This window comes from Bradyrhizobium sp. SZCCHNRI1029, assembly GCF_032487555.1.
GTDB lineage: Bacteria > Pseudomonadota > Alphaproteobacteria > Rhizobiales > Xanthobacteraceae > Bradyrhizobium.
The window spans coordinates 53,321-79,607 of record NZ_JAUEUK010000006.1; the positions used below are offsets into that span (position 1 = coordinate 53,321).

A 26,287-nucleotide genomic window follows, 5' to 3' on the forward strand; every position below is an offset into this window, starting at 1 on the left:
TCAGTTGTTCTCCAGGATCAGATGGCCGACGGCCGTGTTGCTCGCCGGCACATGATAGAAGCGGTGACGCACGGTCGGCGCGTTGCCCTTCTTGGTCTCGTTGACGTCGCTCATGGCGCCGCGCGCGATCAGCCACATCACGAGCTCGATGCCCTCGCTGCCGGCCTCGCGGACGTACTCGATATGCGGCACCTTGGACAGGCCTTCCGGATCGTTGATGAGCTTGTCCAAGAACATGTTGTCCCATTCGCGATTGATCAGGCCGGCGCGCGGGCCCTGCAGCTGGTGGCTCATGCCGCCGGTGCCCCAGATCTGCACGTTGAGCGGCTCGTCATAGCTCTCGATCGCCTTGCGGATCGCCTTGCCGAGCATGAAGCAGCGGCGGCCCGACGGCACGGGATATTGCACGACGTTGACCGCGAACGGGATCACCGGGCACGGCCAGGCATCGACCTGGCCGAAGATCAGGCTGAGCGGCACGGTGAGGCCGTGATCGACGTCCATCTTGTTGACGATGGTGAGATCGAAATCGTCCTGGATCACCGACTGCGCGATGTGCGCGGCGAGCTTCGGATGCCCGATCACCTTGGGCACCGGGCGCGGGCCCCAGCCCTCGTCGGCCGGCTGATATTCAGCCGCGGTGCCGATCGCGAACGTGGGAATCATGTCCAGGCTGAAGGCGGTCGCATGGTCGTTGAAGACCAGGAATACGACGTCCGGCTTCTGCTCCTTCTCCCATTGCTTGGCGAAGTCGTAGCCGGCGAAGACCGGCTTCCAATAATCCTCGCCGGTCTTGCCGAGGTCGAGGGCGGCGCCGATCGCCGGGACGTGCGAGGTGAAGACGCTTGCGGAGATCTTTGCCATTTACTTCTTCTCCCCGGTGTAGCGGTTGCCCTCGACCGAGCGGCCGCCCTTGATCATCATCTCGCGGTACTGGTCTTCGGTCATGCCGGTCATGCTGCCCGCCATCTGCTGAAAGCTCTTGCCGTCAGTCGCGCCGATCTTGGCGAGGAAGTAGATGTTGCCGCCAAGCGCAATGCAGCGGTTCAGGTCACGATCGAGCACAGCCTGCTTCTGCTCCTCGCTCATCGGCCATTCGTCGAGATAGGCGCGCTCATTGGCCTTGAAGCGGGCGCGGTTCTCCGCCTTCATCAGTGACATGCAGAACTGGTTGAGGTGATAGCCCATCCGCGACATGTCCGCGTCGAAGATGGTCGTGCCGGGAACGTCGGTATAGGGTTTGTCGAGCGACATCGCTTCCCTCCTTCAGGATTCTTCGGGCCAATACAGCCGCATCGGGTTGTCGACCAGGAGCTTGTGCTGCAGCTCCGCGGTGACGGCGATATGCGGAATGAAATCGACCAGCAGGCCATCATCCGGCATGTGGTCCTTCAGGTTCGGATGCGGCCAGTCGGTGCCCCACAGCACGCGATCCGGGAAGGTCTCGACGATGCGCTTCGCAAACGGCACCACGTCACGATAGGCGTTCTGCTCGCCATTCAGTGCCGGCGGTCCCTTGACCGAGAGACGCTCCGGGCAGCTCACCTTGGACCAGACGTTGCCGTGCTCGCGCATGAACTTCACGAACAGCTCGAACTCGGGACCATCGACCGGCTTGGTCACATCAGGACGGCCCATGTGGTCGACGACGACCGTGGTCGGCAGGGACGTGAAGAAGTCCCACAACTCAGGCAGATCAACGGCTTCGAAGTAGATCACGACGTGCCAGCCGAGCTTGTTGATGCGGTTGGCGATCTCGATCAGCTCGTCCTTCGGCGTGAAGTCGACGAGGCGCTTGACGAAATTGAAGCGGACGCCGCGCACGCCGGCGTCGTGCATCGCCTGCAGCTCGGCGTCGCCGACGCTGCGCTTGACGGTGGCGACGCCGCGGGCCTTGCCGTTCGAATGCACCAGCGCATCGACCATGGCGCGGTTGTTGGCGCCGTGGCAGGTCGCCTGCACCACGACGTTGCGGGCGAAGCCGAGATGGTCGCGCAACGCATAGAGCTGATGCTTCGAGGCGTCACAGGGCGTGTATTTGCGCTCGGGCGCATAAGGGAATTCGGCGCCGGGGCCGAACACGTGGCAGTGCGCGTCGACACTGCCGGCCGGCACCTTGAAGCGCGGCTTCGACGGGCCGTCATACCAATCGAGCCATCCCGGGGTCTTCTGGAACTCCATGAGGTTCCCTACTCCTTGGACTTGATCTTGTTGAGAATGCGATCGGCCTCGGTGCGCCAGTCCGGGCTGCGCGCGAATTCCTTGGTGCCGCGCGTACCGAACAGGCCCTCATCGGCGAGATCGGCGACCCAGGCCTGGCGCTCGGCGGTGCCTTCCGCCGACCACGGCGTCAGCCCGATGTCGCGCACGGTCTCGGCAACCTCCCTCACCTCCTCGGCGCGGCGGCGGCCATGCTCGATCACGCGCTGAAAGAAATAGGCGCCCTGCTTCTCCCAGTCGATGCCGGGGAATGTTTCCTTCAGCGAAGCCAGCACCGCGTCCTCGACGCCATAGGCGCGCGCGGTGGTGAAGCTCTCGATCACCATCGCCTCGAGCCCCTTGATCATGATGCTGCGGCACATCTTGGTCGCCGAGGCGACGCCGAGCTTGTCGCTGGCAGGCTTGGCGGCGAAGCCGAGATCGTTGAGCAGCGGCGCCAACTCGCGCGCGCCCGCGCCGCCGAGCAGCAGCGGCACCTTGATGCGATAGGGCGGCACCGAGGTCATGACCGCGCCCTCGACATAGCGGCCGCCGGCGCCGTCGATCAGCGCGGCGGCGCGCTGCTTGGCGCCGGGCGAGGCCGAGTTGAAGTCGAGGAACCACGCGCCAGGCTTGATGGCTGCAGCGCAGGCCTCGGCGACGGCCACGTCCTGGCTGGCGGTCACGGCGGAGACGATGAAGTCGGCCTCCGCCGCCAGCTCCGCATGCGATGCGGCCAGCGTCACGCCGATGCTGTCGGCGTGGCCACGCATCGCGTCGCCGCGCGAGTCGGCCAGCTTGACGTCATAGGCCGAGACGCGCACGCCGTCCTTGCGCAGATCCTCGGCGAGGATCTTGCCGACCTCGCCGTAGCCGATCAGCCCGACATGCCATCGGTTCGAAGGATTTGGGTTGGACGCCGCGGTCATGCTCAATCGATGTATTTGAGCCCGGCCTTCGCCAGCGGCTCGCGCATCTTGTACATGTCGAGGCCGAGCACGCCCGACGCCAGCTTCTCGCGCTTGTCGGCCTCGTTGGCCTCGCGCGCAGCAGCGGCGTCGGCCGCCTGATGCGCAACCGCCGCCGGGACGACGACGATGCCGTCGACATCGGCGACGATGACGTCGCCGGGATTGACGGCGGCTCCGGCACAGACGATCGGGATGTTGACCGAGCCGAGCGTGGCCTTGACGGTGCCGCGAGCCGAGATGGCGCGCGAGAACACCGGGAACTGCATCTCAGTCAGATCAGCAACGTCGCGCACGCCGCCGTCGATCACGAGGCCCTGGGCGCCGCGGGCGCGGAAGCTGGTGGCCAGCAGATCGCCGAAGAAGCCGTCGGTGTTCTCCACCGTGCAGGCGGCGACGACGACGTCGCCGGGCTGGATCTGCTCGGCCGCGACATGCAGCATCCAGTTGTCGCCGGGCTGCAGCAGCACGGTGACGGCCGTGCCGCACATTTTCGCCGTCGGATAGATCGGACGCATGTAGCACTGCATCAGGCCGACGCGGCCCATCGCCTCGTGGATGGTGGCGACGCCGAACTTCGACAGCTTCTCCACCGCCGCCTTGTCGGCGCGGGTGATCTTCGTCTTGACGATGCCGAGATTGTTCATGGGGGTGCTCATATCGCCTGCCCTTTAGATTACTTGCCCTTGGCCTTCAACGCGGCGTCGAGCCGCGGGAACACGCGCCGTGCATTGCCTTCATAGATCTGGTGGCGCTGCTCGGGGGTCAGCTTGGCGGCCTCGATATAGCGCTTGGTGTCGTCGTAGTAGAAGCCGGTCTCCGGGTCGATGCCACGGACGGCGCCGATCATTTCCGACGCGAACAGGATATTGTCGATCGGGATCACGCCGGTCAGCAGGTCGATGCCCGGCTGGTGATAGACGCAGGTGTCGAAGAAGATGTTGTTGAGCAGATGATCCTTCAACAGCGGCTTCTTCAGTTCCTGGGCGAGGCCGCGGAACCTGCCCCAGTGATACGGCACCGCGCCGCCGCCATGCGGGATCAGGAACTTCAACGTCGGGAAGTCCTTGAAGAGGTCCGACGTCAGGCACTGCATGAACGCGGTGGTGTCGGCGTTGAGGTAGTGCGCGCCCGTGGTGTGGAAGCAGGCGTTGCAGCTGGTGGAGACGTGGATCATCGCGGGGATGTCGAGCTCGACCATCTTCTCGTAGATCGGATACCAGTGCCGGTCCGACAGCGGCGGCGAGGTCCAGTGGCCGCCCGAGGGATCCGGGTTGAGGTTGATGCCGACGAAGCCGTATTCCTTGATGCACTTCTCCAGTTCGGGAATGCAGGTCTTGGGGTCGACGCCCGGCGACTGCGGCAGCATCGCAACGCCGATGAAATTGTCCGGGAACAGCTTGCTGACGCGGTAGCACAGCTCGTTGCAGATCGCGGCCCAGGTCGAGGACACCTGGAAGTCGCCGATGTGGTGGGCCATGAAGCTCGCGCGCGGCGAGAACACGGTGAGGTCGCTGCCGCGCTCCTTCATCTTCTTGAGCTGGTTGCTCTCGATGCTCTCGCGCAGCTCGTCGTCGCTGATCTTGAGCTCGGAGGCCTTCGGCATGACGGACGGATCCTTGATGCCCGCGATCTGCCGGTTGCGCCAGTCTTCCAGCGCCTTCGGGGCCGTCGTGTAATGGCCGTGCACGTCGATGATCACGTCAGTCTCTCCCTCAAAGCTTCTGTGTCTTGCGGTGGCGCGCGCCGCTCAATGCGCCACCACGGCGGAGCCGACATCCTCGCCGCTGCCGCGGCCTCCCGGTCCCACGACCTGCTTTACCACAAGGGCGAGCGCCGCGATCAAGCCGGGAACCGCGATCACGGTGAAAATCTCGCTGAAGGTCAGTTGGCGCGCGGTCAGCTCGGCGACCAGGAATGAGCCGGCGATGCCACCGAAGCGGCCGATGCCCATCATCCAGGCCACGCCGGTGGCCCGGCCCTGGGTCGGATAGAAGGAGGCGGCCAGCGCCGGCAGCGACGACTGCGCCGTGTTCATGACGACGCCGGCGGCGAACACGATCACCACCAGGAAGCCCATGTTGCCGACCGCCTGCCCGATCAGGAAGATCGTCACCGCGGTCAGGGCGTAGCCGACCGCGACGATGCGGTTGGCGTTGAAGCGGTCCATCAGCATGCCGAAGAACACCGCACCGACGCCGCCGAGCGGGAACAGCGCCGAGATCAGCGTCGCGGTCTGCGGATTGAGGCCGACATCCTTGAACAGGATCGGCATCCAGTTGATCAGCGAATAGAAGATCACGAGCCCCATGAAATAGGTGACCCACAGCATCAGCGAGCCGATGCGCAGCACCGGCGACAGCACCATGCCGATGCCGGTCGCGTTGACGCGGCGCGTGGTCTCGGCATGCTCCGGCTCCAGCATCACGAACTGGCCGACATCGGAGGCTGCAGCCGATATCCGGCGCATCACCTTGCGCACACGCTCGACAGTGGCGCCGCGCGACAGCAGGTAGTGCACCGACTCCGGCAGGATCGCGATCAGCAGCACGGTCAGCACCAGCGGGGTGACACCGCCGAGCACCAGCACGCTGCGCCAGCCCCATTGCGGGATCATCCACGCCGCGAGGAAGCCGCCGCAGGCCGCGCCGAGCGGAAAGCCGCAGAACATCAGGTTGGTCATGGTCGCGCGCAGCCGGCCCGGACAGTACTCGCTGAGCAGGGTCACGGCATTCGGCATGGCGGCACCGAGGCCGATGCCGGTGACGCAGCGGAGCACGGTAAGCTCGGTGAGGTTGCTCGCGAACGCCGAGGCCAGACAGGCGATGCCGAAGATCAGCACGGAGCCGACCAGCACCAGCTTGCGGCCGAGACGATCGGCGATCGGCCCCGCGAACAGCGCCCCGCCGGCAAGACCGAACAGCGCCGCACTCAGCACCGGTCCCAGCGCCGATTTCTCGATGCCCCACTCCTTCAGGAGCGACGGCGCGATGAAGCCGATCGCCGCGGTGTCGAAGCCGTCGAGCAGCACGATGACGAAGCCGAGCGCGAAGATCAGCCACTGGAAGCCGGAGAACTTGTGGTCGTCGAGAAAGGCCTGGACGTCGACGCGGGCGGTCGTTGGCATCGCTTCTGCTTTCCTTGGGGTGCTGTTCTTGCGCCTTGACCGACGTCCGCAGGCGCGCGTTCCCTGACGGGATCGGCCCTGCGCTTCGGAGGCTTGACCGGGTATGTGACCGAGCGCGCCGGCCCGCGCCAGCGCCCGGAGGCTTCTATCAGCTATTCCGAAACGGTATAAGATATCAGAGGAGCCATGCTGATTTTAGAATGGGTCTGAACAACTCCGCTGTTGGCTTTCGCACGGCTCAGACACCGCGGGCTCCACCCTCCCCTGGAGGGGGAGGGTCGGCTCACGGGGAGCGAAGCAAGCCGTGAGGCGGGGTGGGGTGATCTCTCCTCTGGCACCGGCGCGCGGGGAGAGATCACCCCACCCCGCTCGCCCGCTTCGCGCGCGAGCGACCCTCCCCCTCCAGGGGAGGGTGGCACTGCCCGAGCCGAGATCACCCGCGATTCACCGCGGCAGCTTCCGGATCAGCGCGGTCGCCAGCTTGATGGTCTGCTGCGCCAGCGGCGTCGGGCGCTTGTGCGCCGAGGTGACGAAGCACAGCACGCTGGTCGGGGCGGGCTCGGTCAGTGGGCGGATGGCGAGCTCGCTGGCGCGGCCCGAGGCGGCGACGCCACTCGGGGTCAGCACGGCGTGGCCGTAGCCGGCGCAGACGAGATCGATGATCGAGGGCACGCTCGACACCTCCCAGGCGATGTCGAGCTTGATCCCGGCGAGCGCCGCTTGCGTCTCCAGCAGGCGCCGCATCGCGTGCACCCGCTCCGGCATGATCAGGCTGTAGCGCGACAGCTCGGCCATCGGCAGCGGCGCGGTGACGCGGCGCTTGCCCTTGGGCGCGTGGCTCACCAGCGCCAACGGCTCCTGCAGCACCGGCGTGATCTCGATGCCGGGCTGGGCTTCCGGATTGTAGACCATGCCGACGTCGATGCGTCCGGTGGTGACCCACTCCACCACATGCGTCGACAGGCCCTCGACGACGGCCAGTCGCGCCGCCGGATACTCCTTGCGGAAGCGATCGATCAGCGGCAGCGTCAATTGCCGCGCGATGCTCGGTGGCAGGCCGATGGTGACGCGGCCGACCGGCGCATCTCGGCTGGCGCCGAGATCTTCGCGCGCATGCGCCACCAGCTGCAGCACGCCGACGCTGTGGTCGAGCAGCCGCTTGCCGGCCTCGGTCAGCGCCACGCCGCGCCCGTTGCGCGCGAACAGCTGCTGCTTCAACTCCGATTCCAGCGCCCGCACCTGCCGCGACAGCGCCGGCTGCGCCACGTCGAGCACGGACGCGGCCTTGCTGAACGAGCCGAGCTCGGCGACCTGCACGAAATATTCGAGCTGCTTGAGGTTCATGGGTGAAGGCCTCGACCATCAAGCGTCAGTCTGCCGCGCTGCCCGCCCCACCCCCGACTGTCGTCCCTGCGAACGCAGGGACCCATAACCACCGGCCCTGATTGTTGAGCACGAAAGGCAACTCGGAGTCTTTTCCGACAATCGGCCGTCCGCGGTATGGGTCCCTGCGTTCGCAGGGACCACAGCGGAGGATGCGGCGGCAGCACACCCGATTGTTGACAGCGTCGCCCCATCAGCCGCCTCATCTCAATTCAGCACGTTCACCGAGAAATTCAGCGCCGACGCGAATGCGACCCAACAGGCATAGGGCACGAACAGCAGCGCCGCGATCCGGTCCTCGCGCCATTGCATCACGATGAAGGTCACGATCAGCACGAACATGCTGGCGATGATCGCGAACGCGACCCACATCAGATGCGCGGTGAAGAATACCGGCGACCAGGCGAAGTTCAGCACTAGCTGTCCCCACCACACCTGCATCACCGCACCGCTTTCGACCCGCTCATAGGTGCGCCAGCCGGCGACCGCGATCATGACGTAGAGCACCGTCCAGGCGATCGGAAACAGCCAGCCGGGCGGGGTGAACCAAGGCTTGTTGAGCGAGCCGTACCAGGCGCCGGGCATGTTGGAGGCGCCGATGATCCAGCCGCCTCCGACCACGAGAACCAGCAGGACGAGGAGATGCAGGATGGATCGGTTCATATTCCGCTCGGCGTGATTTGCAGGAGGAGGTTCTCGGTCCGGTCCGCTGGCGACCGGCAGCCATGCGGCCGAGGCACCCACGCGCGCACTGGACAGGGCTGCCCGGGACGCGTAGCCAGGACATAACACAATGCGAGGAAAAGTCAGGGTTTTCGCCTGACCACCAACGTCCAGGGACCGGAACGCCGATCACATCTGCGCCGGGTCCTGATACCAGGAAACGGAGTTTCGTCAGTGGCTGATTCCCCGGCCCCCTCTTCAGCCATCGCCTCGATCGCGGCCGTCGAAGCCGGCCTCGCCGCCCAGGGCTATATCGCCAGCCGCCAGATCGCCACCGCCGTCTACCTGTCGCAGGCGATCGACAAGCCGATCCTGGTCGAGGGCCCAGCCGGCGTCGGCAAGACCGAGCTTGCCAAGGCGATCGCCGCCTGGCGCGGCCTCAAGATGATCCGGCTGCAATGTTATGAGGGGCTCGACGAGGCCAAGGCGCTGTATGAGTGGAAATACGCCAAGCAGCTGCTCTACACCCAGATCCTGAAGGACAAGCTCGGCGAGGTGCTCGGCGGCGCTCAGACCTTGCATGCGGCGCTCGGCCAGCTGCACGATTTCGGCGACGTGTTCTTCTCCAAGGAGTTCGTCGAGCCGCGGCCGCTGCTGCAGGCGCTGCTCGAGCCCAATGGCTGCGTGCTGCTGATCGACGAAATCGACAAGTCCGACGCCGAGTTCGAATCGCTGCTGCTGGAGATCCTGTCGGACTTCCAGGTCACGATCCCCGAGCTCGGCAGCATCGCCGCCGCCAAGCCGCCGACCGTGATCCTGACCTCCAACTCCGAGCGAAACCTCGGCGACGCCCTGAAGCGACGCTGCCTACATCTGCACATCGGCTTCCCCGAGCAGCGGCTGGAAGAGCGCATCGTCGAGAGCCGCGTGCCCGGCATTTCGCAGAATCTGCGCCGGCAGCTCGTGGCCTTCATCCACGACGTCAGAACGCTCGACCTGAAGAAGCAGCCGTCGGTCAGCGAGACCATCGACTGGGCGCGCGTGCTGGTGCTGCTGCAGGCGGCCGAGCTCGGCCATGACGTGGTGAAGGATACGCTCAACGTGCTCTTGAAATACGAGTCCGACATCGAGGTGGCGCTGCCGCAGGTGACGACCTTCGTCGCCAAGGCGCAGCGCCAGAACATCTTCGGGTGAGGCTCTCATGCAGGAGAACCTGCATCGGTTCTTTCGGGCGGCGCGCGGCGCCGGCGTGCACGTGTCGCCGGCCGAGAGCATCGACGCGATGCGCGCTGTGGCGAGCGTCGGTCTCGCCGATCGCACGGTGCTGCGCGACAGCCTGCTGATGACGCTCGCCAAGAGCGAGGACGAGAAGAAGGCGCTCGGCGCCTGCTTCGACCTGTTCTTCGCCCATGTCGATCCGGCGCAGGCCGAGGCGAATGACGAGACGCAGCAGGACGCGGCGTCGAATGAGGCCCAGTCGGCCCCGCCATCCGGAGAGCCGATCGGCGGTGAGGCGGACGCGGAGCTCGGCGCTCTTGCCCAGATGCTGCTGGCGCAGAACACGGCTGACATCTCGGCCGCGATCGCCAACGCGTCCAGCGCCGTCGGGCTGTCGGAGATCCGCTACTTCACCCAGCGCGGCCTGTTCTCCAGCCGCATGCTGGAGACGATGGGGATCCAGCGGCTGCGCGACGATCTCGATAGGCTCACCGAGACCAATCCGGCGTTGGCGGAGCGGCTGCAGGCCGGGCTCGACGGCCTGCGCGACACCGTGCGCGATGCGGTCGCGCAGGCGCTCGCGCTGTACGGCCGCGAGGAGACCGAGAACCTGCGCCACGAGATCCTGCGCAACGCGCAGCTGTCGCGGATCGAGCCGCGCCAGGTCGCGGAGATGCGGGCGCTGATCCGGCAGATCGCGCGCCGCCTGCGCGAGCGCTATGCGAAGCCGCGCAAGCGCCAGCGCCGCGGCCATCTCGACGTCCGCCGCACGCTCCGCCGCAACGCGGCCTGGGGCAGCGTGCCCTTCCTCACCGCGTGGAAGCGCCGGCACCGCGACCGCCCGAAGATCGTCGCGCTGTGCGACGTCTCGGGCTCCGTCGCCCGCGTCTCGGATTTCTTCCTGCTGCTGATCCACAGCCTGCACGACGTCGTCAGCGATGTTCGCTCGTTCGCGTTCTCCGGCCACCTGATCGAGGTCAGCGAGATCCTTGAGCAGAAGCCGGCCGAGGAGGCCATGGCCGAGATCATGCACAAGGTCGGCTTCGGCTCGTCCGACTACGGCTCCTCGCTGGTGGATTTCGAGAAGCAGTTCATGTCGTCGGTGACGCCACAGACCACCGTGATCATTCTGGGTGATGCCCGCAGCAACAAGCTCGACCCACGCGCCGACATCCTCAAAGCCATCTCCGAACGCGCCAAGCGCGTGGTCTGGCTCAATCCCGAGGGCCGTATGACCTGGGGCTGGGGCGATTCAGAGATGCCGCGCTACCAGACCTTCTGCAACGTCGTGCGCCCCTGCGCGACAGCTCAGCAATTGGAACGCGCTGTGAGCGACATCGTCTCGGCGTATCAGTAGCACTCCGCTCTCCCCACGCGTCATTGCGAGCGCAGCGACGTGTCCGCCGAAGCCCTCTCGGGCGAAGGCGGAAGCAATCCAGGGCCGAGTGCGCGACTCTGGATTGCTTCGTCGCTGCGCTCCTCGCAATGACGCCATAAGTTCGTAGGGTGGACAAAGCCGTCGTGCGGAGTAAGCCGCACGATCGCGTGCCCACCGGCGGACCGTCCGCGAACAACGGCGGGCACGGCGCGATCAGACAGTGCCAAAAAACAATCGCGATCACGGCGCGCCTTTGCCCACCCTACGCACCGGGAGCGGAGCTACCGTCCCCCCGCGGCGCGCTTCAGCAACGCCGCGCGCTGCTGATCTGTAAAAGTCACACCCGACTTCTTCTCGACCACCCGCACGGGCCATGACCGCATCGGATCGTCATCCACCCGCGCCGGCTCGCGCAGGATGGCGACGCCGATCTCCAGCATCTTGGCGTCGGCCTGATGCTCGATGCCGCCGCCCCCGGCCGTCGCCAATGCCAGCGCGCCGGCCGCGGCGCCGATGCCGGCGGCCAGCGCCGTCGTCACGAAGAGTTTCCAGTCCAAGTCCGCCCCCTGCTCTCACCCGCCACTGCGCCGTCACGCTCGAACAGGTTGATGTCTGCGACATGGCGATCCCAAGTCGTTCATTCGGCGGCAGGATCATCAGACGACCACAATTGTTCCACTAACGAAGCGACATGCCTGCGAACCGTGATGTCCTGTGTGACTGCCCGTCGCGTTACCATGTCGCAGCGCGCTGGCCTTGTGCCGTCGGGCAAATCACGACGATGCTTGCGCCCAACCTGCCCAGGCGAAGAGGGGCGTACGCGTCGTCACGATACGTGGGGCAGGCCGCGGTGGACGCCGTTGCATCATGCGCTTGTTGCGCGGACGAGTGATGTCGTGGCGTACGGTGAAGTCGTGATGTCCTGATACCCCGACGCTGGTATCACGTTCGCGACGATGCTCAGAGCATCGCGCGGATCATGGTGGCCAACAAGCCCGGCGCACCAGGGAGACCACGTATAAGCCGTCAAACATCGCGCAGGGAAGGCCGGCATGTTCGGCCCACCTGTGGTTCCTGCCCCGTGCATTCTCTGTCGCACGGGGGCCGCGGGTGTGGTGGACACCCGGCCTTCCCTGCGCCCTCGATTTTCGCCGGGGGTGATCGACCAGCAAAGCTCGGGCCGACCAGCCGCGAGAACGCGATGTCACGTTCCAAGTTCGACCGATCAAAGACCAGCCCCTGCCGGCAGCACGCGCCCTCAGCGCGGTACCACCGCAGTCGCCTCGATCTCCACCCGCGCGGCCTTCTCGACCAGCCTGACGACCTGCACCAGGGCCATCGCGGGATAATGACTGCCAAAGATCTCGCGATAGATCTTCCCAAGCTCCCTCAAATTGCCGAGATACTCATCCATGTCGACGACGTACCAGGTCAGCCGCACCAGGTGCTCCGGACGCGCATTGCCTTCAGCCAGGATCGCGGCGATGTTTTCCAGCGCCTGCCGGACCTGCGTCACAAAGCCATCGGCGAGCGTCTCGCTCGCGTCCCAACCGATCACGCCGCCGGTGACGACGATGCGCCCCTCGGCACTGATGCCGTTGGCGTAGCCCTTTGGCATCGGCCAGCCGCTCGGCTGCAGAACGCGCATGCCCTCGGCCTCATCCTGCTTCACCACGGCCAGCGTGGGCGCCTTGGTCGTGCTCACGAACGTCTCTCCTTGTCTCTCCTACGAGGCCGCGCCGGGCGACGGCGTAGCGGCAGCCTGCGCGATCTGCCGCAGGGCGAACCGCTTCAGCTTGCCGGTCTCGGTCTTGGGCAGTTGCGTCACGAACTCGATCGCGCGCGGATATTTGTACGGCGCGATCTCGCGTTTGACATGCTCCTGCAGCTCGGCCACCAGCGCCGGCGTGCCTTCCACCCCCGGCGCCAGCACGACATACGCCTTCACGACCATTCCGCGCGCGTCGTCGGGAGCACCGACGACGCCGCATTCGGCGACCGCCGCATGCGTCAAAAGCGCCGCCTCGACGTCGGTGCCGGCGATGTTGTAGCCGGACGAGACGATCATGTCGTCAGAGCGCGACTGATACCAGAAGTAGCCGTCCTCATCCATCACATAGGTGTCGCCGGTGACATTCCAGCCGTTCTGGACGTATTTGCGCTGACGCTCGTCGGCGAGATAGCGGCAGCCGGTGGGACCCCGCACCGCGAGCCGCCCCATCGTGCCCGGCGGCACGTCGTGGCCCTCGTCGTCGACGATCTTGGCCTCGTAGCCCGGCACCGGCTTGCCGGTGGCGCCGGGACGGATCTCGTCCTCGACGGCACTGATGAAGATATGCAGCATCTCGGTCGAGCCGATGCCGTCCATCAGCTTCAGCCCGGTCGCCTTCAGCCAGGCGTCGAAGGTCGGCTTCGGCAGGGTCTCACCGGCGGAGACGCATTTGCGCAGCGAGGAGATGTCGCGCCCATCGAGCTTGCTCAGCATGGCCCGATAGGCGGTCGGCGCCGTGAAGCAGATGGTGGCCTTGTAGCGCTCGATGGCCGCGAGCAGATCGTCCGGCGAGGTCTTTTCCAGCACGACGTAGGATGCCCCGATGTGCATCGGAAACAGCACGCCGCCGAAACCGAAGGTGAAGGCGAGCGGTGCGGTGCCGATGAAGCGGTCGCTCTGGCTGGCGCGCAGCACGTTGCGGGCGTAGCCGTCGCACACCGCGAGCATGTCGCGGTGGAAATGCATGGTGCCCTTGGGATCGCCGGTCGTGCCGGAGGTGAAGGCGATCAGGCAGAGATCGTCGGAGGCGGTATCGACCGCGGTGAACTCCGGGCTGGCATCGGCGATCAGCGCCTCCAGCGCGTTGGGCTGGCCGTTGCCCCAATAGACCACCTGCTTCAGCGCCGGCGCGATCGGGCGGGTCTTTTCCATCTCGTCGGCCAGCTTGCCGTCGCACAAGGCCAGCGCGATCTGCGCCTTCTGGATCGGATAGGACAGCTCTTTGGCGCGCAGCAGCGGCATGGTGGCGACCACGATGCCGCCGGCCTTGATGACGGCCAGATAGGTGGCAACCATCATCGGATTGTTCGCGGAGCGGAGCAGCACGCGGCCGCCGGGCACGAGACCGAGCTTGCCGACCAGGACGTTGGCGATCCTGTTCACCAGTGCCTGCAGCTCGCGATACGTGTAGCTGATGTCAGCGCTGATGATGCATGGCGCATCGCCCCGCCCCTCCTTGACCCAGCGATCGACGAAATGCGTCACGCAGTTCAGCCGCGGCGGATACTGGAATTCGGGCCGGCTGAAGACGAAGTCTGGCCACAGCTCACGCGGCGGCAGATTGTCCTGGGCGAAGGTGTCGACGTGGGCGCTATGCGCATGCGCGCTGGCGCTCTCCGGCTGCTGAACCTTGGCGGCAGTGGCCATCACACGCTCCTGTCTGAAGGGAAGGACGCCCGGCACGTTTCAGTCCTAAACATTTTAGACTTAAAACATCTAGGCGCAAGAGCCGAAGATTGTGCACTGCCCGCAAATTGTTTGAGCGCCTGCCGCGCGTGGCAGCGTGGCCTGCGACGTCCTGTCAGGCCCGCTTCAATCCTGCCGGCGCTGCACGGCCTTCTGCGCCGATCCCTTGGTCTTGGCGAGCAGCCGCATCAACTCGCGCACGTCCTTCTCCGTGAGATCGCCGAAGATGTCCGCGATCCAGGTCTCGTGCTCGGCCGCCATCTTGCGGAATTCGGCGCGGCCGAGCTTGGTCAGCCGGATCACCTGGACGCGGCGGTCGGTGTCGGAGGTGCGGCGATCCAGATGGCCGGATTCGACGAGGCGCTCGACCAGTCCGGTGACGTTGCCGTTCGAGACCATCATGCGCTTGGAGACGTCGGACAGGGTCATGCCATCAGGCGCCTTGTCGAGCTGCGCCATCAGGTCGAAACGCGGCAGGGTCACGTCGAAACGCTCGCGCAGCCGGCTGCGGATCTCGCCTTCGATCAGGGTCGTGCAGGTGAGCAGGCGCAGCCACAGCCGCAGCTCCTCGGCATGGTCCTCGGGCAGCTCGACGGCCTTGGTCTCGGAATCAAGCGTCATGACGGAATCACTTGGGCACGTTCAGCCTCGTCTGGCGAGGCTCGTGAGTTTGACCTTCAGGACCTCCTGGGAGCAAGGAAAAATGTACCGTCATTTTGCGCAGGACGATGAGGAGGCAATTCCTTTAACCTTCAAGCAATTGGCGCGGCGCTTGCATACGTGCCGAAACTGCCCCTTCCGCGAGCAGCTCGCTTGCAGCTGAGGGCGTCATCAGACTAGGCTTGTGACCAAGCTGCGGTCTGGCCCATCGTTTGGTCAGGTGCAAAAAACATAAACCTGAATTTCCGCATCCCGGGGGAGTTGTCATGAAAATGAGTTCGAAGCTGGCCGGTCTCGGCGTCGGTCTTGGCATTGCCGCGAGCCTGCTCGCCCAGCCGGCGCTGGCCGACGACAAAATCAAGATCGGCGTCATCGTCACCCTCTCCGGCCCCGCCGCCGCGCTCGGCGGCCAGGTCCGCGACGGCTTCAACCTTGCCATCAAGGACCTCGGCGGCAAGATGGGCGGCAAGGACGTCGAGGTGGTGGTCGCCGACGACGAGCTGAAGCCGGATGCCGCGATCACCAAGGTCAAGGGCCTGCTCGAGCGTGACAAGGTCGACTTCGTCGTCGGTCCGATCTTCTCCAACATGCTGCAGGCCATCCACCGGCCGGTCACCGAGAACAAGACCTTCCTGATCAGCCCGAATGCCGGTCCGTCCAGCTACGCCGGCAAGGAATGCAGCCCCTACTTCTACGTGACCTCGTACCAGAACGACCAAGTGCATGCCGTTCTCGGCAAGGTCGCGCAGGACCGCGGCTACAAGAAGATGTATCTGCTGGTTCCGAACTATCAGGCCGGGCGCGATTCCGTCGCCGGCTTCAAGCTCGACTACAAGGGCGAGATCGTCGAAGAGTCCTACGTTCCGCTCAACACGCTCGACTTCCAGCCCGAGCTGTCCAAGATCTCCTCGCAGAAGCCGGACGCCGTGTTCACCTTCATGCCGGGTGGCATGGGCGTGAACCTCGTCAAGCAGTTCAAGCAGGCCGGCCTTGCCGACACCATTCCGGTGCTCTCGGCCTTCACGGTCGACGAATCCACGCTCCCTGCGCAGCAGGATGCCGCGGTCGGAATGTTCGGCGGCGCCAACTGGGCGCCCAATTTCGACAATCCGCAGAGCAAGAAGTTCGTCGCCGGCTACGAGGCCGCCTACAACAGCGTGCCCGGCACCTACGCGATGCAGGCCTATGACGCCGCGCTGCTGATCGACAGCGCCGTGAAGGCAGTCGGCGGCAACCTCAGCAACAAGGATGCAGTAGCCGCGGCGCTGAAGAAGGCCGATTTTGCCTCGCTGCGCGGTAACTTCAAGTTCAACACCAACGGCTATCCGATCCAGGACTTCTATCTGACCAAGGTCGCCAAGCGGCCGGATGGCAAGTTCCAGACCGAGATCGTACAGAAGGTGTTCGAAAACTACGCCGACCGCTACGCCAAGGATTGCGCGGCCAAGTAACAGCAGGGAGCGAAAACGACATGAACCATCCGGAAATCGCCGGCATCACCCGGGCCAATGAGGGCATCCAGGGCATCTCCTGGAACATTCTCGGCCAGGTCTATGTGCCGAAGAACCGCACCGAGCACAGCTTCTCCTGGCACGCGACGTTCCCGGTCGGCACCTTCGTGCCGCCGCACATCCACCCCGACCAGGACGAGTATCTCTACATCCTCGAAGGACGGCTCGACTTCTTCCTGGATGGCGCCGAGGAATACGCCACCGCCGGCGACACGGTGCGGCTGCCGATGGGCAAGCCGCACGGCATCTTCAACAAGTCGCAGCAGACGGCAAAGACGCTGTTCTGGGTGTCGCCGACGCGGCGGCTCTACGAGCTGTTCTGGGCGATCCACAACATGCGCGAGCAGAACCCGGACGACGTGGTGAAGCTCGCCGCCGAGCACAACATCCACTTCCTGCCCCCGCCTCCGGGGGCGTGAGTCTGATCTGGCGCTTGTTTCGAACTGTTGCGCAGAACGTAGCGCGCTCCCTCTCCCCGTCCTCACGGGGAGAGGGATGGGGCGAGGGGCAGCCGTTCGGGCAGTCTCAGATAGTTGCTACGACGCCTGCCGCGTCACCATCCGCGCGGCAAAGCCGGCCCGGCTCGCATAACCGCGCACGATACCCTCTCGGGCTTCGTAGTTGAGGATGGTGTTGATGTCCGTGAAGCCTTGCGGCGCGAGCTGCTCGACGGCATCGATGACGCCCTCGGGGCCGCCGCGGCGGTTCGACGCGACGATCTCGGCGGTCATCGGCAGCCGCTTCTGCTCATAGGCCATCAGCGCCTGGCGCGGATGCTCGGAGCGGGCCAAGGCATCGGCGAGCGCGCGGGCATCGAGAATGGCCTGCGAGGCGCCATTGGAGCCGACCGGGTACATCGGATGCGCGGCATCGCCCAACAAGGTGACGCGGCCGCTCGACCAGTACGGCAGCGGATCGCGGTCGCAGCAGGGATATTCCCAGAACTCCGGCGTCGCCCGCACCATCGCGGCGAAGTCGACCTGGGGAATGGAGAAGCCGTTGACATGCGGCATCAGCTCGTCCGTCTTGCCGAGCCGCGACCAGTCCTCACGCCGCGGCGGCGCGGTGTTGGCATCGCCGATGCGCACCAGCACGGCCCAGTTGGTGAGGCGGGTCGCGGGGCTCGAGCCCTCGGCGATCGGATAGATCACCGCCTTGGCGTTCAGGCCGCCGGCGATGATCATCGACCGCCCGGTCAGGAACGCCGGCCAGTCGGTGGCGCCGCGCCACAGCATCAGGCCGTTCCAGCACGGCGCGCCCTCATTGGGGAACAGCGTCTGCCGGACCTTGGAATGAATGCCGTCGGCGCCGATCAGGACGTCCCCGCGGACGGTGTGAACATGAGCGCCGGTGCGGTCGAAGAAATAGGCGGTCACACCGCCCTCGTCCTGGGTGAACGAGCCGAGCCGGCAGCCGGTGTGGACCTTCTCAGGCCCGAGCCGCTGAATCACCGCCTGATGGATCACGCTCTGCAGACGGCCGCGGTGAATCGAGAATTGCGGCACGTCGTGGCCGGCGTCGAGCCCGCGGGTCTCGTGCCAGACCTCCTGGCCGCGCCGAGTCAAGTAGAACAGCTCATAGGTCCGGATGGCGACTTCGTCGAGCCGGTCGAGCAGCCCGAGCTGGGCGAGCTCCCGGATCGCGTGCGGCAGGGTGTTGATGCCGACACCGAGCTCGCGGATTGCATCCGCCTGCTCGAACAGCTCACAGTCGATGCCGCGCGCCCGCAGCATCAGGGCCGTGGTCAATCCGCCGATACCGCCGCCAACGATGATCGCCTTCATCGCCTCTACTCCACTCGTACTTCTCGTACCGGGCAGCAGCGTGGCACGGAGCCTTACTCCGCCGCAAGCGGCTTCGCAGCCTCTGCCGTCAGCTCGGCCCGCGTCTTCGGCTTAGCCTTAATCTTCAGCTCCTCGAAATCCTGCCGGTCGCGGACGCTGTTGCGGAAGATTTGCTCCTTGCCCGGCAGATATTGCGGCGGACAGAACGTGTCGGCGCCGTACCAGGCCGCGGCCTTCATCGTGAAGGCGGGGTCGACCAGATGCGGACGGCCGAGCGCGACGAGATCGGCGCGGCCGGCGGCCAGGATGGTGTTGACCTGGTCGGCCGAGGTGATGTTACCGACACACATGGTCGCGACATCAGCCTCATTGCGGACCTGATCGGAGAACGGCGTCTGGAACATGCGGCCGTAGATCGGCTTGGCCTCGCAAACGGTCTGGCCGGTCGAGACATCGACGAGATCGACGCCGGCCTCGCCGAACGCGCGGGCGATCAGCACCGCGACGTCACCAGTGACGCCGCCGTCGGCCCAGTCGGTGGCGGAGATGCGCACCGACATCGGCTTGTGCGCCGGCCACGCCGCGCGCATCGCCGCGAACACTTCCAGCGGGAAGCGCAGCCGGTTCTCCAGCGCGCCGCCATAGCCGTCGGTGCGCTTGTTGGTCAGCGGCGAGATGAAGCTCGCGAGCAAATAGCCGTGGGCGCAGTGCAGTTCGAGCATGTCGAATCCGCAGCGGTTGCCACGCTCGGCCGCAGCGACGAAGTCGGCCTTGATCGCATCCATCGCCGCGCGGTCGAGCTCGCGCGGCACCTGGCTGTCCGGGAAATACGGCAATGGCGACGCCGACACCACGTCCCAGCCCCCCTGCTCCAACGGCTGGTCGATACCGTCCCACATCAGCTTGGTCGCGCCTTTGCGGCCGGCGTGGCCGAGCTGCAGCGCGAACTTCGCTTTCGAGTTGGCGTGGACGAAATCGACGATGCGCGTCCAGGCCGCCTCCTGGGCGTCGTTCCACAAACCGGCACAGCCGGGTGTGATACGCGCATCGCGGCTGACGCAGGTCATCTCGGTGAACAGCAGGCCCGCGCCGCCGATCGCGCGCGAGCCGTAATGCACCAGGTGGAAATCGCCAGGCACGCCTTCATCCGCGGAGTACATGCACATCGGCGACAGCACCGCGCGGTTCGTGACCGTCATCTCCCGCAGCTTGAACGGCTGGAACATCGGTGCGACCGGTTTCTCGACGTCGACGTCGAAGCCCTTGGCGCGGACCTGCCGCGCGAAGGCCTTGTCAACCTCGGCCACGAAGTCCGGCGCGCGCAGAGTGAGATTGTCGTAGGTGATCGCTTTCGAGCGCGTCATCACGCCGAACGCGAACTGAACCGGATCGAAATCCCAGAAGCGGTCGACGTGCTCGAACCAGACCAGCGACACGTCGGCGGCGTGCTGGGTCTTCTCGACCTCCTCGCGCCGGCCATGCTCGTAAAGATCGAGAGCCGCCGGAATGTTGGGCGCGCGCTGCATGGCGTCAGCCAGCGCGATCGCGTCCTCCATCGCAAGCTTGGTGCCCGAGCCGATCGAGAAATGCGCAGTCGACTTGGCGTCACCGAGCAGCACCATGTTGTCCTTGACCCAGCGCTTGTTGCGGATCATCGGGAAATTGCGCCACATCGAGCGGTTGATCAGCAGCGGATGGTCGCCGAGGAACCAGCCGAAGATCTCCTTCATGCGGTCGGCGGATTGCCGCTCATCGAGCCCGGTCAGGCCGGCCCGCTCGAAGGTCTCCGGATCCGTCTCGAAGATCCAGGTCGAGTGCCCCGCCTCGTATTGGTAGGCGTGCGCGATGAACGGACCCCACTCGGTCTCCTGGAAGATGAAGGTGAAGGCATCGAGCGGCTTGGTCGAGCCCATCCACGCGAACTTGTTGGCGCGCAGATCCACCTCCGGCTGGAAGTGATCGACGTACTTCTGACGGAAACGACTGTTGATGCCGTCAGACAGGATCAGGAGATCCGCATCAGCGAATTGCGACTCGTCCTCGAGGTCGACCTCGAACTGCAGGGTCACACCCAGCTCGCGCGCTCGCTCCTGCAGGATTCGCAGCAGCGTGCGGCGCGAGCAACCGCAGAAACCATTGCCGCCGACCCGGTGGACCGTGCCGCGGAAATGCACGGCAATATCATCCCAGTAGGCGAACTCCTGGGTGATCCGCTGGTAGCTCGGCAGATCGTGCTTCTCGAAATTGTCGAGCGTGGCGTCGGAGAACACGACGCCGAAGCCGAACGTATCGTCGGCGCGGTTGCGCTCGTAGACCGCGATGTCGGCGCTGGGCCGCTGCTTCTTGAGCAATATCGCCGCATAGAGACCGGCAGGTCCGCCGCCGATGATCGCGATCTTCATGAGCGCCTCCACTGGAGAGCCGAGCCAATGAAAATTATTTTAGACCTAAAATATCTCCTGGCAAGTCCCTTCGGTTCCCGCAGCAGCTCAATTCCCCTGGAAGACCGGTTTGGACTTGGCGGCGAAGGCTTCGAAAGCGCGATTGAAATCCTCTGTTGTCATGCACAAGGCCTGGGCAACTGCCTCCGCCTCGATCGCCTCCTCCACCGACATCGCCCATTCCATGGCCAGCATGCGCTTGGTCATGGTGTTGGCGAAGGTTGGACCGTTCGCGATCTCGGTCGCCAGCGTCACCGCCTGGGTCAGCACTTCGGCCGGCGCAACGATACGGCTGAAGAAGCCCCAGCGCTCGCCTTCGTCCGCGCTCATGAAGCGGCCGGTGTAGAGCAGCTCGGAGGCGCGCGACTGGCCGATGATGCGCGGCAGGATCGCACAGGCGCCCATGTCGCAGCCGGCAAGGCCGACCTTGTTGAACAGGAAGGCGACCTTGGCACCGGTCGTGGCGAGCCGGATATCCGAGGCCATTGCGACGATCGCGCCCGCGCCGGCGCAGATGCCCTCCACGGCAGCCACGACCGGCTGAGGACAGGCGCGCATCGCCTTGACCAGATCGCCGGTCATGCGGGTGAACGCGGTCAGGCCCTTAGTGTCCATCTTCACCAGCGGACCGATGATCTCGAAAACGTCGCCGCCGGACGAGAAATTGCCGCCTGCACCGGCCACGACGATCGCCTTGACGTCATCGTCGAACGCGCAGGCCCGGAAGAAGTCGGTCAGCTCGCGATAACTCTCGAAGGTCAGCGGGTTCTTGCGCTCGGGCCGGTTCAACGTCACGGTCGCGACGCGATCCTTGACCGCAAGCAGGAAATGGCTCGGCTTGTAGTCCACCAGCGGCACGGTGACGGGATTGGCCGGTCTCGACATGTAAGCTCCCTCTGTTCAACTGTCTTCGTTAGGCCAGGGCGCTGCGGCTCACACTTCGCCGCCGGCAACCGCGATCGCCTGCCCTGTGATCGCACCGGCACCGCTGCCGCACAGCCACAGCACGGTGTCGGCAACCTCCTGCGGCGTGATGAGACGCCCCTGCGGATTGCGCTTGGCAAGTTCGGCGATCGCTTGCTCCCGGCTGCGGCCGGTCTTTTTCATGATGTTGTCGACGCTTTCCGCGACAAGATCGGTATCGGTAAAGCCGGGACACACGGCATTGACCGTGACGCGCGTCGCGGCCAGCTCCAGCGCCAGCGATCGCGTGAGGCCGACGACCGCATGCTTGGCCGCGGTGTACGCGCTGACATAGGGATAGCCCTTGAGACCCGCGGTCGACGCCACGGCGACAATCCTGCCATAGGGCCTGCCCTTCATCGCCGGCAGCACCGCCTGCACGGCGTGGACGACGCCCATGAAGTTGATGTCCATCATGCGGTGGAACAGCGCGGTGTCGGATTTCAGGAACGGCGCCGATTCTGCGCTTCCCGCATTGGCAATCAGGATGTCGATCGGCCGACGCGCGGCGGCGCTTGCGGCTGCGGCATTGAGCGCCGCCGGATCGGCAACATCGGCGATTGCGGCGTGATCCGCGCATCCGGCCGCGACCGCCTCATCGAGCGTTGCGCCGTTGCGACCGACGATCGTCACGGTTGCGCCCGCAAGCTTCAAGGCGCGCGCGATTTCGCGGCCGATGCCGCGCCCGCCCCCCGTCACCATCGCATGCGCGGCTTGCGGAAGTCCGGACATGCGTGCGCCTCCTCTGATTTCGTTGGCAGGTCTCGACGGGGAAGTTATTTTAAACTTCAAATTTTTGCAACAACACGCCGGAAGCGGCTTGACACCTCGGTTACCGCGACTAGCGTTCAAGGGCCCGGAGCGAGCAACGTAGCGGCCTCGGGCATATCTCGGAGGTCTGCGTGCCTGCGTCGCAAATCTTTACCACGAAGGACGGCCGCTTCGGCTACGAGGCATCGGGGACGCCCGAGCAACAGAGCGTTGTGTTCCTGCACGGCATCGGTGGTGCCGCGCGCGCATGGCGTGGTCAGCTCGATTATTTCGGCGAGCGCTGCCATGCGGTGGCCTGGGACATGCCGGGCTATGGCCGATCCGCACGGCTCGACATGGTCAGCATCACCACGCTCGCCGCTGCGCTTCAAGATTTCCTGATCCAGATCGGCGCCAAGCAGCCGATCCTCGTTGGTCATTCCATCGGCGGAATGATCGTACAGGAATGGCTGACGACGCATCCGCAGGCCGCGGCAGCCGTGGTGTTGGCTCAGACCAGCCCGGCCTTCGGCAAGGCCGACGGGGACTGGCAGAAATCGTTCATCGAGGCGCGCCTCGGCCCGCTCGATCGGGGCGCGACGATGGCGTCGCTGGCGCCGGACCTGGTCAAGGAGTTGGTCGGCGACGATCCCGATCCGCGCGGCCTTGAAATTGCAACCTCCTGCATGGCCGGCGTACCCGAGGCAAGCTATCGCGCCAGCATGCTGGCCCTGCTCGGTTTCGACCGGCGACAAGCCTTGAAGGACATCAAGGTGCCGGCGCTGGTGCTCTCGGGCTCGAAGGATCGCAACGCGCCGGCGCCGATGATGGAGAAGATGGCGAGCTTCATTCCTTCGTCCGACTACGTCGAACTTCAGGGCGCCGGTCATCTCGTCAATCTCGAACGGCCCGGCGATTTCAACGCCGCACTCGATACGTTCCTGACGGCACGTGCAACACCAGCGACAGCGGAGAGATGATGACGATCCCGGTCCAGAAGACGGCGACAGCCTCCGGCGAAGCCCTCGATGCTCCGATGTTCGATCCGGCGGCATATCGGCTCACGGCCGAGCAGGCCGACATCATCGCACGGGCCCGGGAACTCGGGCAGAGCGTGCTGGCGGGCCGCGCCGCGACCTGGGATCGCGAGGCGAGCTTTCCGACTGAGAACTACAAGGACCTGCATCGCGCGGGCCTGCTCGGCATCTCCGTTCCCAAGGCTCTCGGCGGCCTCGGTGCGGGCTACCAGACCTATGCACTCACCGCCGCCGAGATCGGCCGCTATTGCGGCGCCACCGCGCTGACCTGGAACATGCACGTCTGCTCGACCCTGTGGTCCGGACCGCTCGCCGACGATCTCGACATGGACGAGGACGTCCGCGCCGAGCACGAGCGGCGGCGCGCGATCCACTACAAGCGCATCGTCGACGACGGCGCGATCTATTCGCAGCCGTTCTCGGAGGGCGGCGCGGCGGCAGCGGGCGGCGTCGCGTTCGGCACCGAGGCCAAGCCGGTCAAGGGCGGCTGGCTGATCAACGGCAAGAAGATCTTCGCCTCGCTTGCCGGACACGCAGATTATTATGGAGTGCTATGCACCGAAGTCAGCGAGGGTGAGAAGGCGTCCCGCCGCAACACGCTCTATCTCGCTGTGCCGGCGAAAACGGAGGGCGTCTCTGTCGTCGGTGACTGGGATCCGCTGGGCATGCGCGGCACGGTGTCACGCACACTGCTGTTCAAGGATGTCTTCGTTGCGGAGGACGCCGCCTTGATGCCGCGCGGCGTCTACTTCCAGGCAGCGATGCGCTGGCCGCACATGTTCATGACGCTGTCGCCGACCTATATGGGGCTGGCGCAGGCCGCGTATGACTTCACCGTCAAATATCTGCGCGGCGAGGTGCCGGGCATGCCGCCGGTCAAGCGGCGGATGTACCCGACCAAGCAGATCGCGGTCGCGCAGATGCAGATCAAGCTGGAACAGATCAAAGGCATCTGGTTCCAGGCCGTCACTGAGGCACGCGCCAATCCGACGAAGGAGCAGGTGCTGCGCGCCTATGCGGCGCAGTACTCGGTGATGGAGGGGGCCAATGACCTGGCGGCGCTCGCCATCCGCACCTGCGGCGGACAATCGATGCTGAAGACGCTGCCGCTGGAGCGCATCTATCGCGACAGCCGTTGCGGCTCCCTGATGTTGCCCTGGACCGCGGAATTGTGCCTCGACCGCATCGGCCGCGAGGCACTGTACGAGCCCGGCGAGACGGACGACTGAGCGTGGACCTCTGCAGCCTGATCGAGCGCAATGCGGCGTTCACGCCGGACAAGCCGGCGATCCATTTCGATGGCGTAACGCAGAGTTATGCCGATTTCAGCGAGCGCATCGCGCTGATGGCGCGCGCGCTCAAGTCGGAGTTCAGCGTCGGACGTGGCGACCGCGTCGCGATTCTGAGCCTCAACCGGCCGGACTATCTGGTCCTGCTCTATGCCTGTGCGCGGCTCGGCGCGATCCTGGTGCCGTTGAACTGGCGGCTTGCAGTGGCCGAGCAGGTCTTCATTCTCTCGGATGCTGCCGCCAAGGTGCTGGTGCTGGAGCAGGCGTTCGCGCCGGTGCTGCCGGCGCTGGCCGAGAGCCACCCGGAGACAGCGCCGGTCGGCATCGACTTTGCCCCGGCCGACGGACTGACGCTCGATGAACTGCTGGCGCGCGGTCATGGCGACGACCGCAACCCGCACATCGATCTCTCCTGCCCGCTGCTGATCGTCTACACCTCGGGCACCACGGGCCGGCCGAAGGGCGCGGTGCTGCGGCAGGAGGCGCTGCTGTGGAACGGGGTGATGAGCCAGCACATGCATGGCCTGACCTCCGATGATCACGTACTGACGGTGCTGCCGCTGTTCCATGTCGGCGGCCTCAACATCCAGACCACGCCGGCCCTGCATCACGGCGCCACCGTCACGCTGCACGCCCGCTTCACGCCGGATTCGACGCTGGCAGCGATCGTCAACGACCGGCCGACATTGACCGTGCTGGTGCCGGCAACCATCCAGGCCGTCACCGAGCATCCCGATTGGAACGCGACGGACCTGTCCTCGCTGAGAGCTGTTGCGACCGGATCGAGCATCGTGCCGCCAGCGCTGATCGAGCGTATCACGGCGCGCGGCGTGCCGGTGCTGCAGGTCTATGGCTCGACCGAGACCTGTCCGATCGCGGTCTACACACGGCTCGGCGGCGACCTCTCGCGCGCAGGCTCGACCGGCCTGCCCGGGCTGTGCTGCGAGGCCAAGATCATCGACAAAGACGGCGACGAGCTTCCGGCGGGCAAAGCGGGCGAGATCGCCGTGCGCGGGCCCAATTTGTTCTTCGAATATTGGGGCAACGCCAAAGCCACGCAACAGGCGATCCATGACGGCTGGTACCGCACCGGCGACATCGCCCAGCGCGATGCCGAGGGGTACTTCTTCGTGCTCGAGCGCAAGAACAACATGATCATCTCCGGCGGCGAGAACGTCTATCCGGCCGAGATCGAGCGCGTGCTCCGCGAGCATCCCGACGTCGTCGAATGCGGCGTGATCGGCCGGCCCGATCCGCGCTGGGACGAGGTGCCGGTGGCGTTCGTCGTCAGGCGCCAGGGCTGCGCGCTCGATGTGGACACCTTGCGCGCGCATCTGCAGGCGCAGCTCGCGCGCTTCAAGGTGCCGCGCGACATCGTGTTCGTCGACGACCTGCCGCGCACTGCGCTCGGCAAGGTGCAGCACCATCTGCTGCGCCAGATCGACGGCCCCAAATAAGC

Annotated in this window: 24 protein-coding genes; 7 read left to right on the forward strand and 17 right to left on the reverse strand. The window is 65.6% G+C overall.

Features of this window, described 5'->3' with window-relative positions; translation table 11 throughout:
* From QW861_RS18045 to QW861_RS18085, 9 genes are all read right to left on the reverse strand, one after another.
* The gene (locus QW861_RS18045; RefSeq protein ID WP_316193339.1) at positions 1-864 is read right to left on the reverse strand and encodes a class III extradiol dioxygenase subunit beta; all 864 of its coding nucleotides are present in this window, start codon (positions 862-864) and stop codon (positions 1-3) included.
* Positions 865-1,254, reverse strand: coding sequence for a protocatechuate 4,5-dioxygenase subunit alpha (gene ligA, locus QW861_RS18050; protein WP_257168873.1), 390 nt, complete (start codon positions 1,252-1,254; stop codon positions 865-867).
* 12 nt (positions 1,255-1,266) lie between these two features.
* Positions 1,267-2,181 (reverse strand): amidohydrolase family protein, encoded by a 915-nt coding sequence (locus QW861_RS18055; RefSeq protein ID WP_316193340.1) that lies wholly within the window; start codon positions 2,179-2,181, stop codon positions 1,267-1,269.
* 8 nt (positions 2,182-2,189) lie between these two features.
* Positions 2,190-3,128: an NAD(P)-dependent oxidoreductase gene (locus QW861_RS18060; protein ID WP_316193341.1), complete on the reverse strand. Its 939-nt coding sequence runs from the start codon at positions 3,126-3,128 to the stop codon at positions 2,190-2,192.
* Between the two features lie 2 nt (positions 3,129-3,130).
* Positions 3,131-3,826, reverse strand: a complete 696-nt coding sequence (gene ligK / locus QW861_RS18065; protein WP_011925385.1) for a 4-carboxy-4-hydroxy-2-oxoadipate aldolase/oxaloacetate decarboxylase — start codon at positions 3,824-3,826, stop codon at positions 3,131-3,133.
* Positions 3,827-3,843: 17 nt separating this feature from the next.
* Positions 3,844-4,869: an amidohydrolase family protein gene (locus QW861_RS18070; protein WP_316193342.1), complete on the reverse strand. Its 1,026-nt coding sequence runs from the start codon at positions 4,867-4,869 to the stop codon at positions 3,844-3,846.
* A 48-nt stretch (positions 4,870-4,917) separates the two neighbouring features.
* Positions 4,918-6,294: an MFS transporter gene (locus QW861_RS18075; RefSeq protein WP_316193343.1), complete on the reverse strand. Its 1,377-nt coding sequence runs from the start codon at positions 6,292-6,294 to the stop codon at positions 4,918-4,920.
* 444 nt (positions 6,295-6,738) lie between these two features.
* Positions 6,739-7,638, reverse strand: coding sequence for a LysR substrate-binding domain-containing protein (locus QW861_RS18080; RefSeq protein ID WP_316193344.1), 900 nt, complete (start codon positions 7,636-7,638; stop codon positions 6,739-6,741).
* A 246-nt stretch (positions 7,639-7,884) separates the two neighbouring features.
* Positions 7,885-8,298 carry a TspO/MBR family protein gene (locus QW861_RS18085; RefSeq protein ID WP_315826496.1) on the reverse strand — a complete coding sequence of 138 codons (414 nt, stop codon included), beginning with the start codon at positions 8,296-8,298 and terminating at the stop codon, positions 7,885-7,887.
* Positions 8,299-8,574: 276 nt separating this feature from the next.
* Here QW861_RS18085 and QW861_RS18090 point away from each other — a divergent pair, with 276 nt between their 5' ends.
* Complete coding sequence (locus tag QW861_RS18090) at positions 8,575-9,534, forward strand: MoxR family ATPase (protein ID WP_315715624.1); 960 nt, start codon at positions 8,575-8,577, stop codon at positions 9,532-9,534.
* Between the two features lie 7 nt (positions 9,535-9,541).
* Complete coding sequence (locus QW861_RS18095) at positions 9,542-10,915, forward strand: vWA domain-containing protein (RefSeq protein ID WP_316193345.1); 1,374 nt, start codon at positions 9,542-9,544, stop codon at positions 10,913-10,915.
* Between the two features lie 302 nt (positions 10,916-11,217).
* Here the strand turns inward: QW861_RS18095 and QW861_RS18100 are convergent, their stop codons facing one another.
* The 4 genes from QW861_RS18100 to QW861_RS18115 form a co-directional block, all read right to left on the reverse strand.
* Positions 11,218-11,493, reverse strand: coding sequence for a hypothetical protein (locus QW861_RS18100; RefSeq protein WP_316193346.1), 276 nt, complete (start codon positions 11,491-11,493; stop codon positions 11,218-11,220).
* 701 nt (positions 11,494-12,194) lie between these two features.
* A complete protein-coding gene (locus QW861_RS18105) occupies positions 12,195-12,641 on the reverse strand; it encodes a RidA family protein (protein WP_315715621.1) in 447 nt (148 codons plus the stop codon).
* Positions 12,642-12,662: 21 nt separating this feature from the next.
* Complete coding sequence (locus tag QW861_RS18110) at positions 12,663-14,354, reverse strand: benzoate-CoA ligase family protein (RefSeq protein WP_316193347.1); 1,692 nt, start codon at positions 14,352-14,354, stop codon at positions 12,663-12,665.
* Between the two features lie 165 nt (positions 14,355-14,519).
* The gene (locus QW861_RS18115) at positions 14,520-15,014 is read right to left on the reverse strand and encodes a MarR family transcriptional regulator (protein ID WP_315751998.1); all 495 of its coding nucleotides are present in this window, start codon (positions 15,012-15,014) and stop codon (positions 14,520-14,522) included.
* Positions 15,015-15,319: 305 nt separating this feature from the next.
* Between QW861_RS18115 and QW861_RS18120 the strand changes: the two genes are divergently transcribed.
* On the forward strand, positions 15,320-16,504 hold the full coding sequence (locus QW861_RS18120; RefSeq protein ID WP_315715618.1) for an ABC transporter substrate-binding protein: 1,185 nt from the start codon (positions 15,320-15,322) through the stop codon (positions 16,502-16,504).
* A gap of 20 nt (positions 16,505-16,524) precedes the next feature.
* Positions 16,525-16,983: a cupin domain-containing protein gene (locus tag QW861_RS18125; protein ID WP_315751999.1), complete on the forward strand. Its 459-nt coding sequence runs from the start codon at positions 16,525-16,527 to the stop codon at positions 16,981-16,983.
* Between the two features lie 117 nt (positions 16,984-17,100).
* Here the strand turns inward: QW861_RS18125 and QW861_RS18130 are convergent, their stop codons facing one another.
* The 4 genes from QW861_RS18130 to QW861_RS18145 form a co-directional block, all read right to left on the reverse strand.
* On the reverse strand, positions 17,101-18,348 hold the full coding sequence (locus QW861_RS18130) for a flavin-dependent oxidoreductase (RefSeq protein WP_316193348.1): 1,248 nt from the start codon (positions 18,346-18,348) through the stop codon (positions 17,101-17,103).
* A 53-nt stretch (positions 18,349-18,401) separates the two neighbouring features.
* Positions 18,402-20,750 carry a bifunctional salicylyl-CoA 5-hydroxylase/oxidoreductase gene (locus QW861_RS18135; RefSeq protein ID WP_316193349.1) on the reverse strand — a complete coding sequence of 783 codons (2,349 nt, stop codon included), beginning with the start codon at positions 20,748-20,750 and terminating at the stop codon, positions 18,402-18,404.
* An 87-nt stretch (positions 20,751-20,837) separates the two neighbouring features.
* Complete coding sequence (locus QW861_RS18140) at positions 20,838-21,674, reverse strand: enoyl-CoA hydratase family protein (protein ID WP_316193350.1); 837 nt, start codon at positions 21,672-21,674, stop codon at positions 20,838-20,840.
* A 48-nt stretch (positions 21,675-21,722) separates the two neighbouring features.
* Complete coding sequence (locus tag QW861_RS18145; protein WP_316193435.1) at positions 21,723-22,484, reverse strand: SDR family oxidoreductase; 762 nt, start codon at positions 22,482-22,484, stop codon at positions 21,723-21,725.
* Positions 22,485-22,654: 170 nt separating this feature from the next.
* Between QW861_RS18145 and QW861_RS18150 the strand changes: the two genes are divergently transcribed.
* Genes QW861_RS18150 through QW861_RS18160 form a run of 3 tightly spaced genes read left to right on the forward strand, consistent with a single transcriptional unit; the run spans position 22,655 to position 26,285 of the window.
* Positions 22,655-23,482 carry an alpha/beta hydrolase gene (locus QW861_RS18150; RefSeq protein ID WP_316174704.1) on the forward strand — a complete coding sequence of 276 codons (828 nt, stop codon included), beginning with the start codon at positions 22,655-22,657 and terminating at the stop codon, positions 23,480-23,482.
* On the forward strand, positions 23,482-24,768 hold the full coding sequence (locus tag QW861_RS18155; RefSeq protein ID WP_316193351.1) for an acyl-CoA dehydrogenase family protein: 1,287 nt from the start codon (positions 23,482-23,484) through the stop codon (positions 24,766-24,768). Before QW861_RS18150 ends, QW861_RS18155 begins: the two co-directional genes overlap by 1 nt.
* A gap of 2 nt (positions 24,769-24,770) precedes the next feature.
* Positions 24,771-26,285: a class I adenylate-forming enzyme family protein gene (locus tag QW861_RS18160; protein ID WP_315752004.1), complete on the forward strand. Its 1,515-nt coding sequence runs from the start codon at positions 24,771-24,773 to the stop codon at positions 26,283-26,285.
* Positions 26,286-26,287: the final 2 nt, after the last annotated feature.

Coding starts and splice junctions, on each gene's coding strand:
- QW861_RS18045 (WP_316193339.1), bottom strand. CDS start 864: ATGGCAAAGATCTCCGCAAGCGTCTTCACCTCGCACGTCCCGGCGATC.
- ligA (WP_257168873.1), bottom strand. CDS start 1,254: ATGTCGCTCGACAAACCCTATACCGACGTTCCCGGCACGACCATCTTC.
- QW861_RS18055 (WP_316193340.1), bottom strand. CDS start 2,181: ATGGAGTTCCAGAAGACCCCGGGATGGCTCGATTGGTATGACGGCCCG.
- QW861_RS18060 (WP_316193341.1), bottom strand. CDS start 3,128: ATGACCGCGGCGTCCAACCCAAATCCTTCGAACCGATGGCATGTCGGG.
- ligK (WP_011925385.1), bottom strand. CDS start 3,826: ATGAGCACCCCCATGAACAATCTCGGCATCGTCAAGACGAAGATCACC.
- QW861_RS18075 (WP_316193343.1), bottom strand. CDS start 6,294: ATGCCAACGACCGCCCGCGTCGACGTCCAGGCCTTTCTCGACGACCAC.
- QW861_RS18080 (WP_316193344.1), bottom strand. CDS start 7,638: ATGAACCTCAAGCAGCTCGAATATTTCGTGCAGGTCGCCGAGCTCGGC.
- QW861_RS18095 (WP_316193345.1), top strand. CDS start 9,542: ATGCAGGAGAACCTGCATCGGTTCTTTCGGGCGGCGCGCGGCGCCGGC.
- QW861_RS18110 (WP_316193347.1), bottom strand. CDS start 14,354: ATGGCCACTGCCGCCAAGGTTCAGCAGCCGGAGAGCGCCAGCGCGCAT.
- QW861_RS18115 (WP_315751998.1), bottom strand. CDS start 15,014: ATGACGCTTGATTCCGAGACCAAGGCCGTCGAGCTGCCCGAGGACCAT.
- QW861_RS18120 (WP_315715618.1), top strand. CDS start 15,320: ATGAAAATGAGTTCGAAGCTGGCCGGTCTCGGCGTCGGTCTTGGCATT.
- QW861_RS18125 (WP_315751999.1), top strand. CDS start 16,525: ATGAACCATCCGGAAATCGCCGGCATCACCCGGGCCAATGAGGGCATC.
- QW861_RS18130 (WP_316193348.1), bottom strand. CDS start 18,348: ATGAAGGCGATCATCGTTGGCGGCGGTATCGGCGGATTGACCACGGCC.
- QW861_RS18135 (WP_316193349.1), bottom strand. CDS start 20,750: ATGAAGATCGCGATCATCGGCGGCGGACCTGCCGGTCTCTATGCGGCG.
- QW861_RS18140 (WP_316193350.1), bottom strand. CDS start 21,674: ATGTCGAGACCGGCCAATCCCGTCACCGTGCCGCTGGTGGACTACAAG.
- QW861_RS18145 (WP_316193435.1), bottom strand. CDS start 22,484: ATGTCCGGACTTCCGCAAGCCGCGCATGCGATGGTGACGGGGGGCGGG.
- QW861_RS18155 (WP_316193351.1), top strand. CDS start 23,482: ATGACGATCCCGGTCCAGAAGACGGCGACAGCCTCCGGCGAAGCCCTC.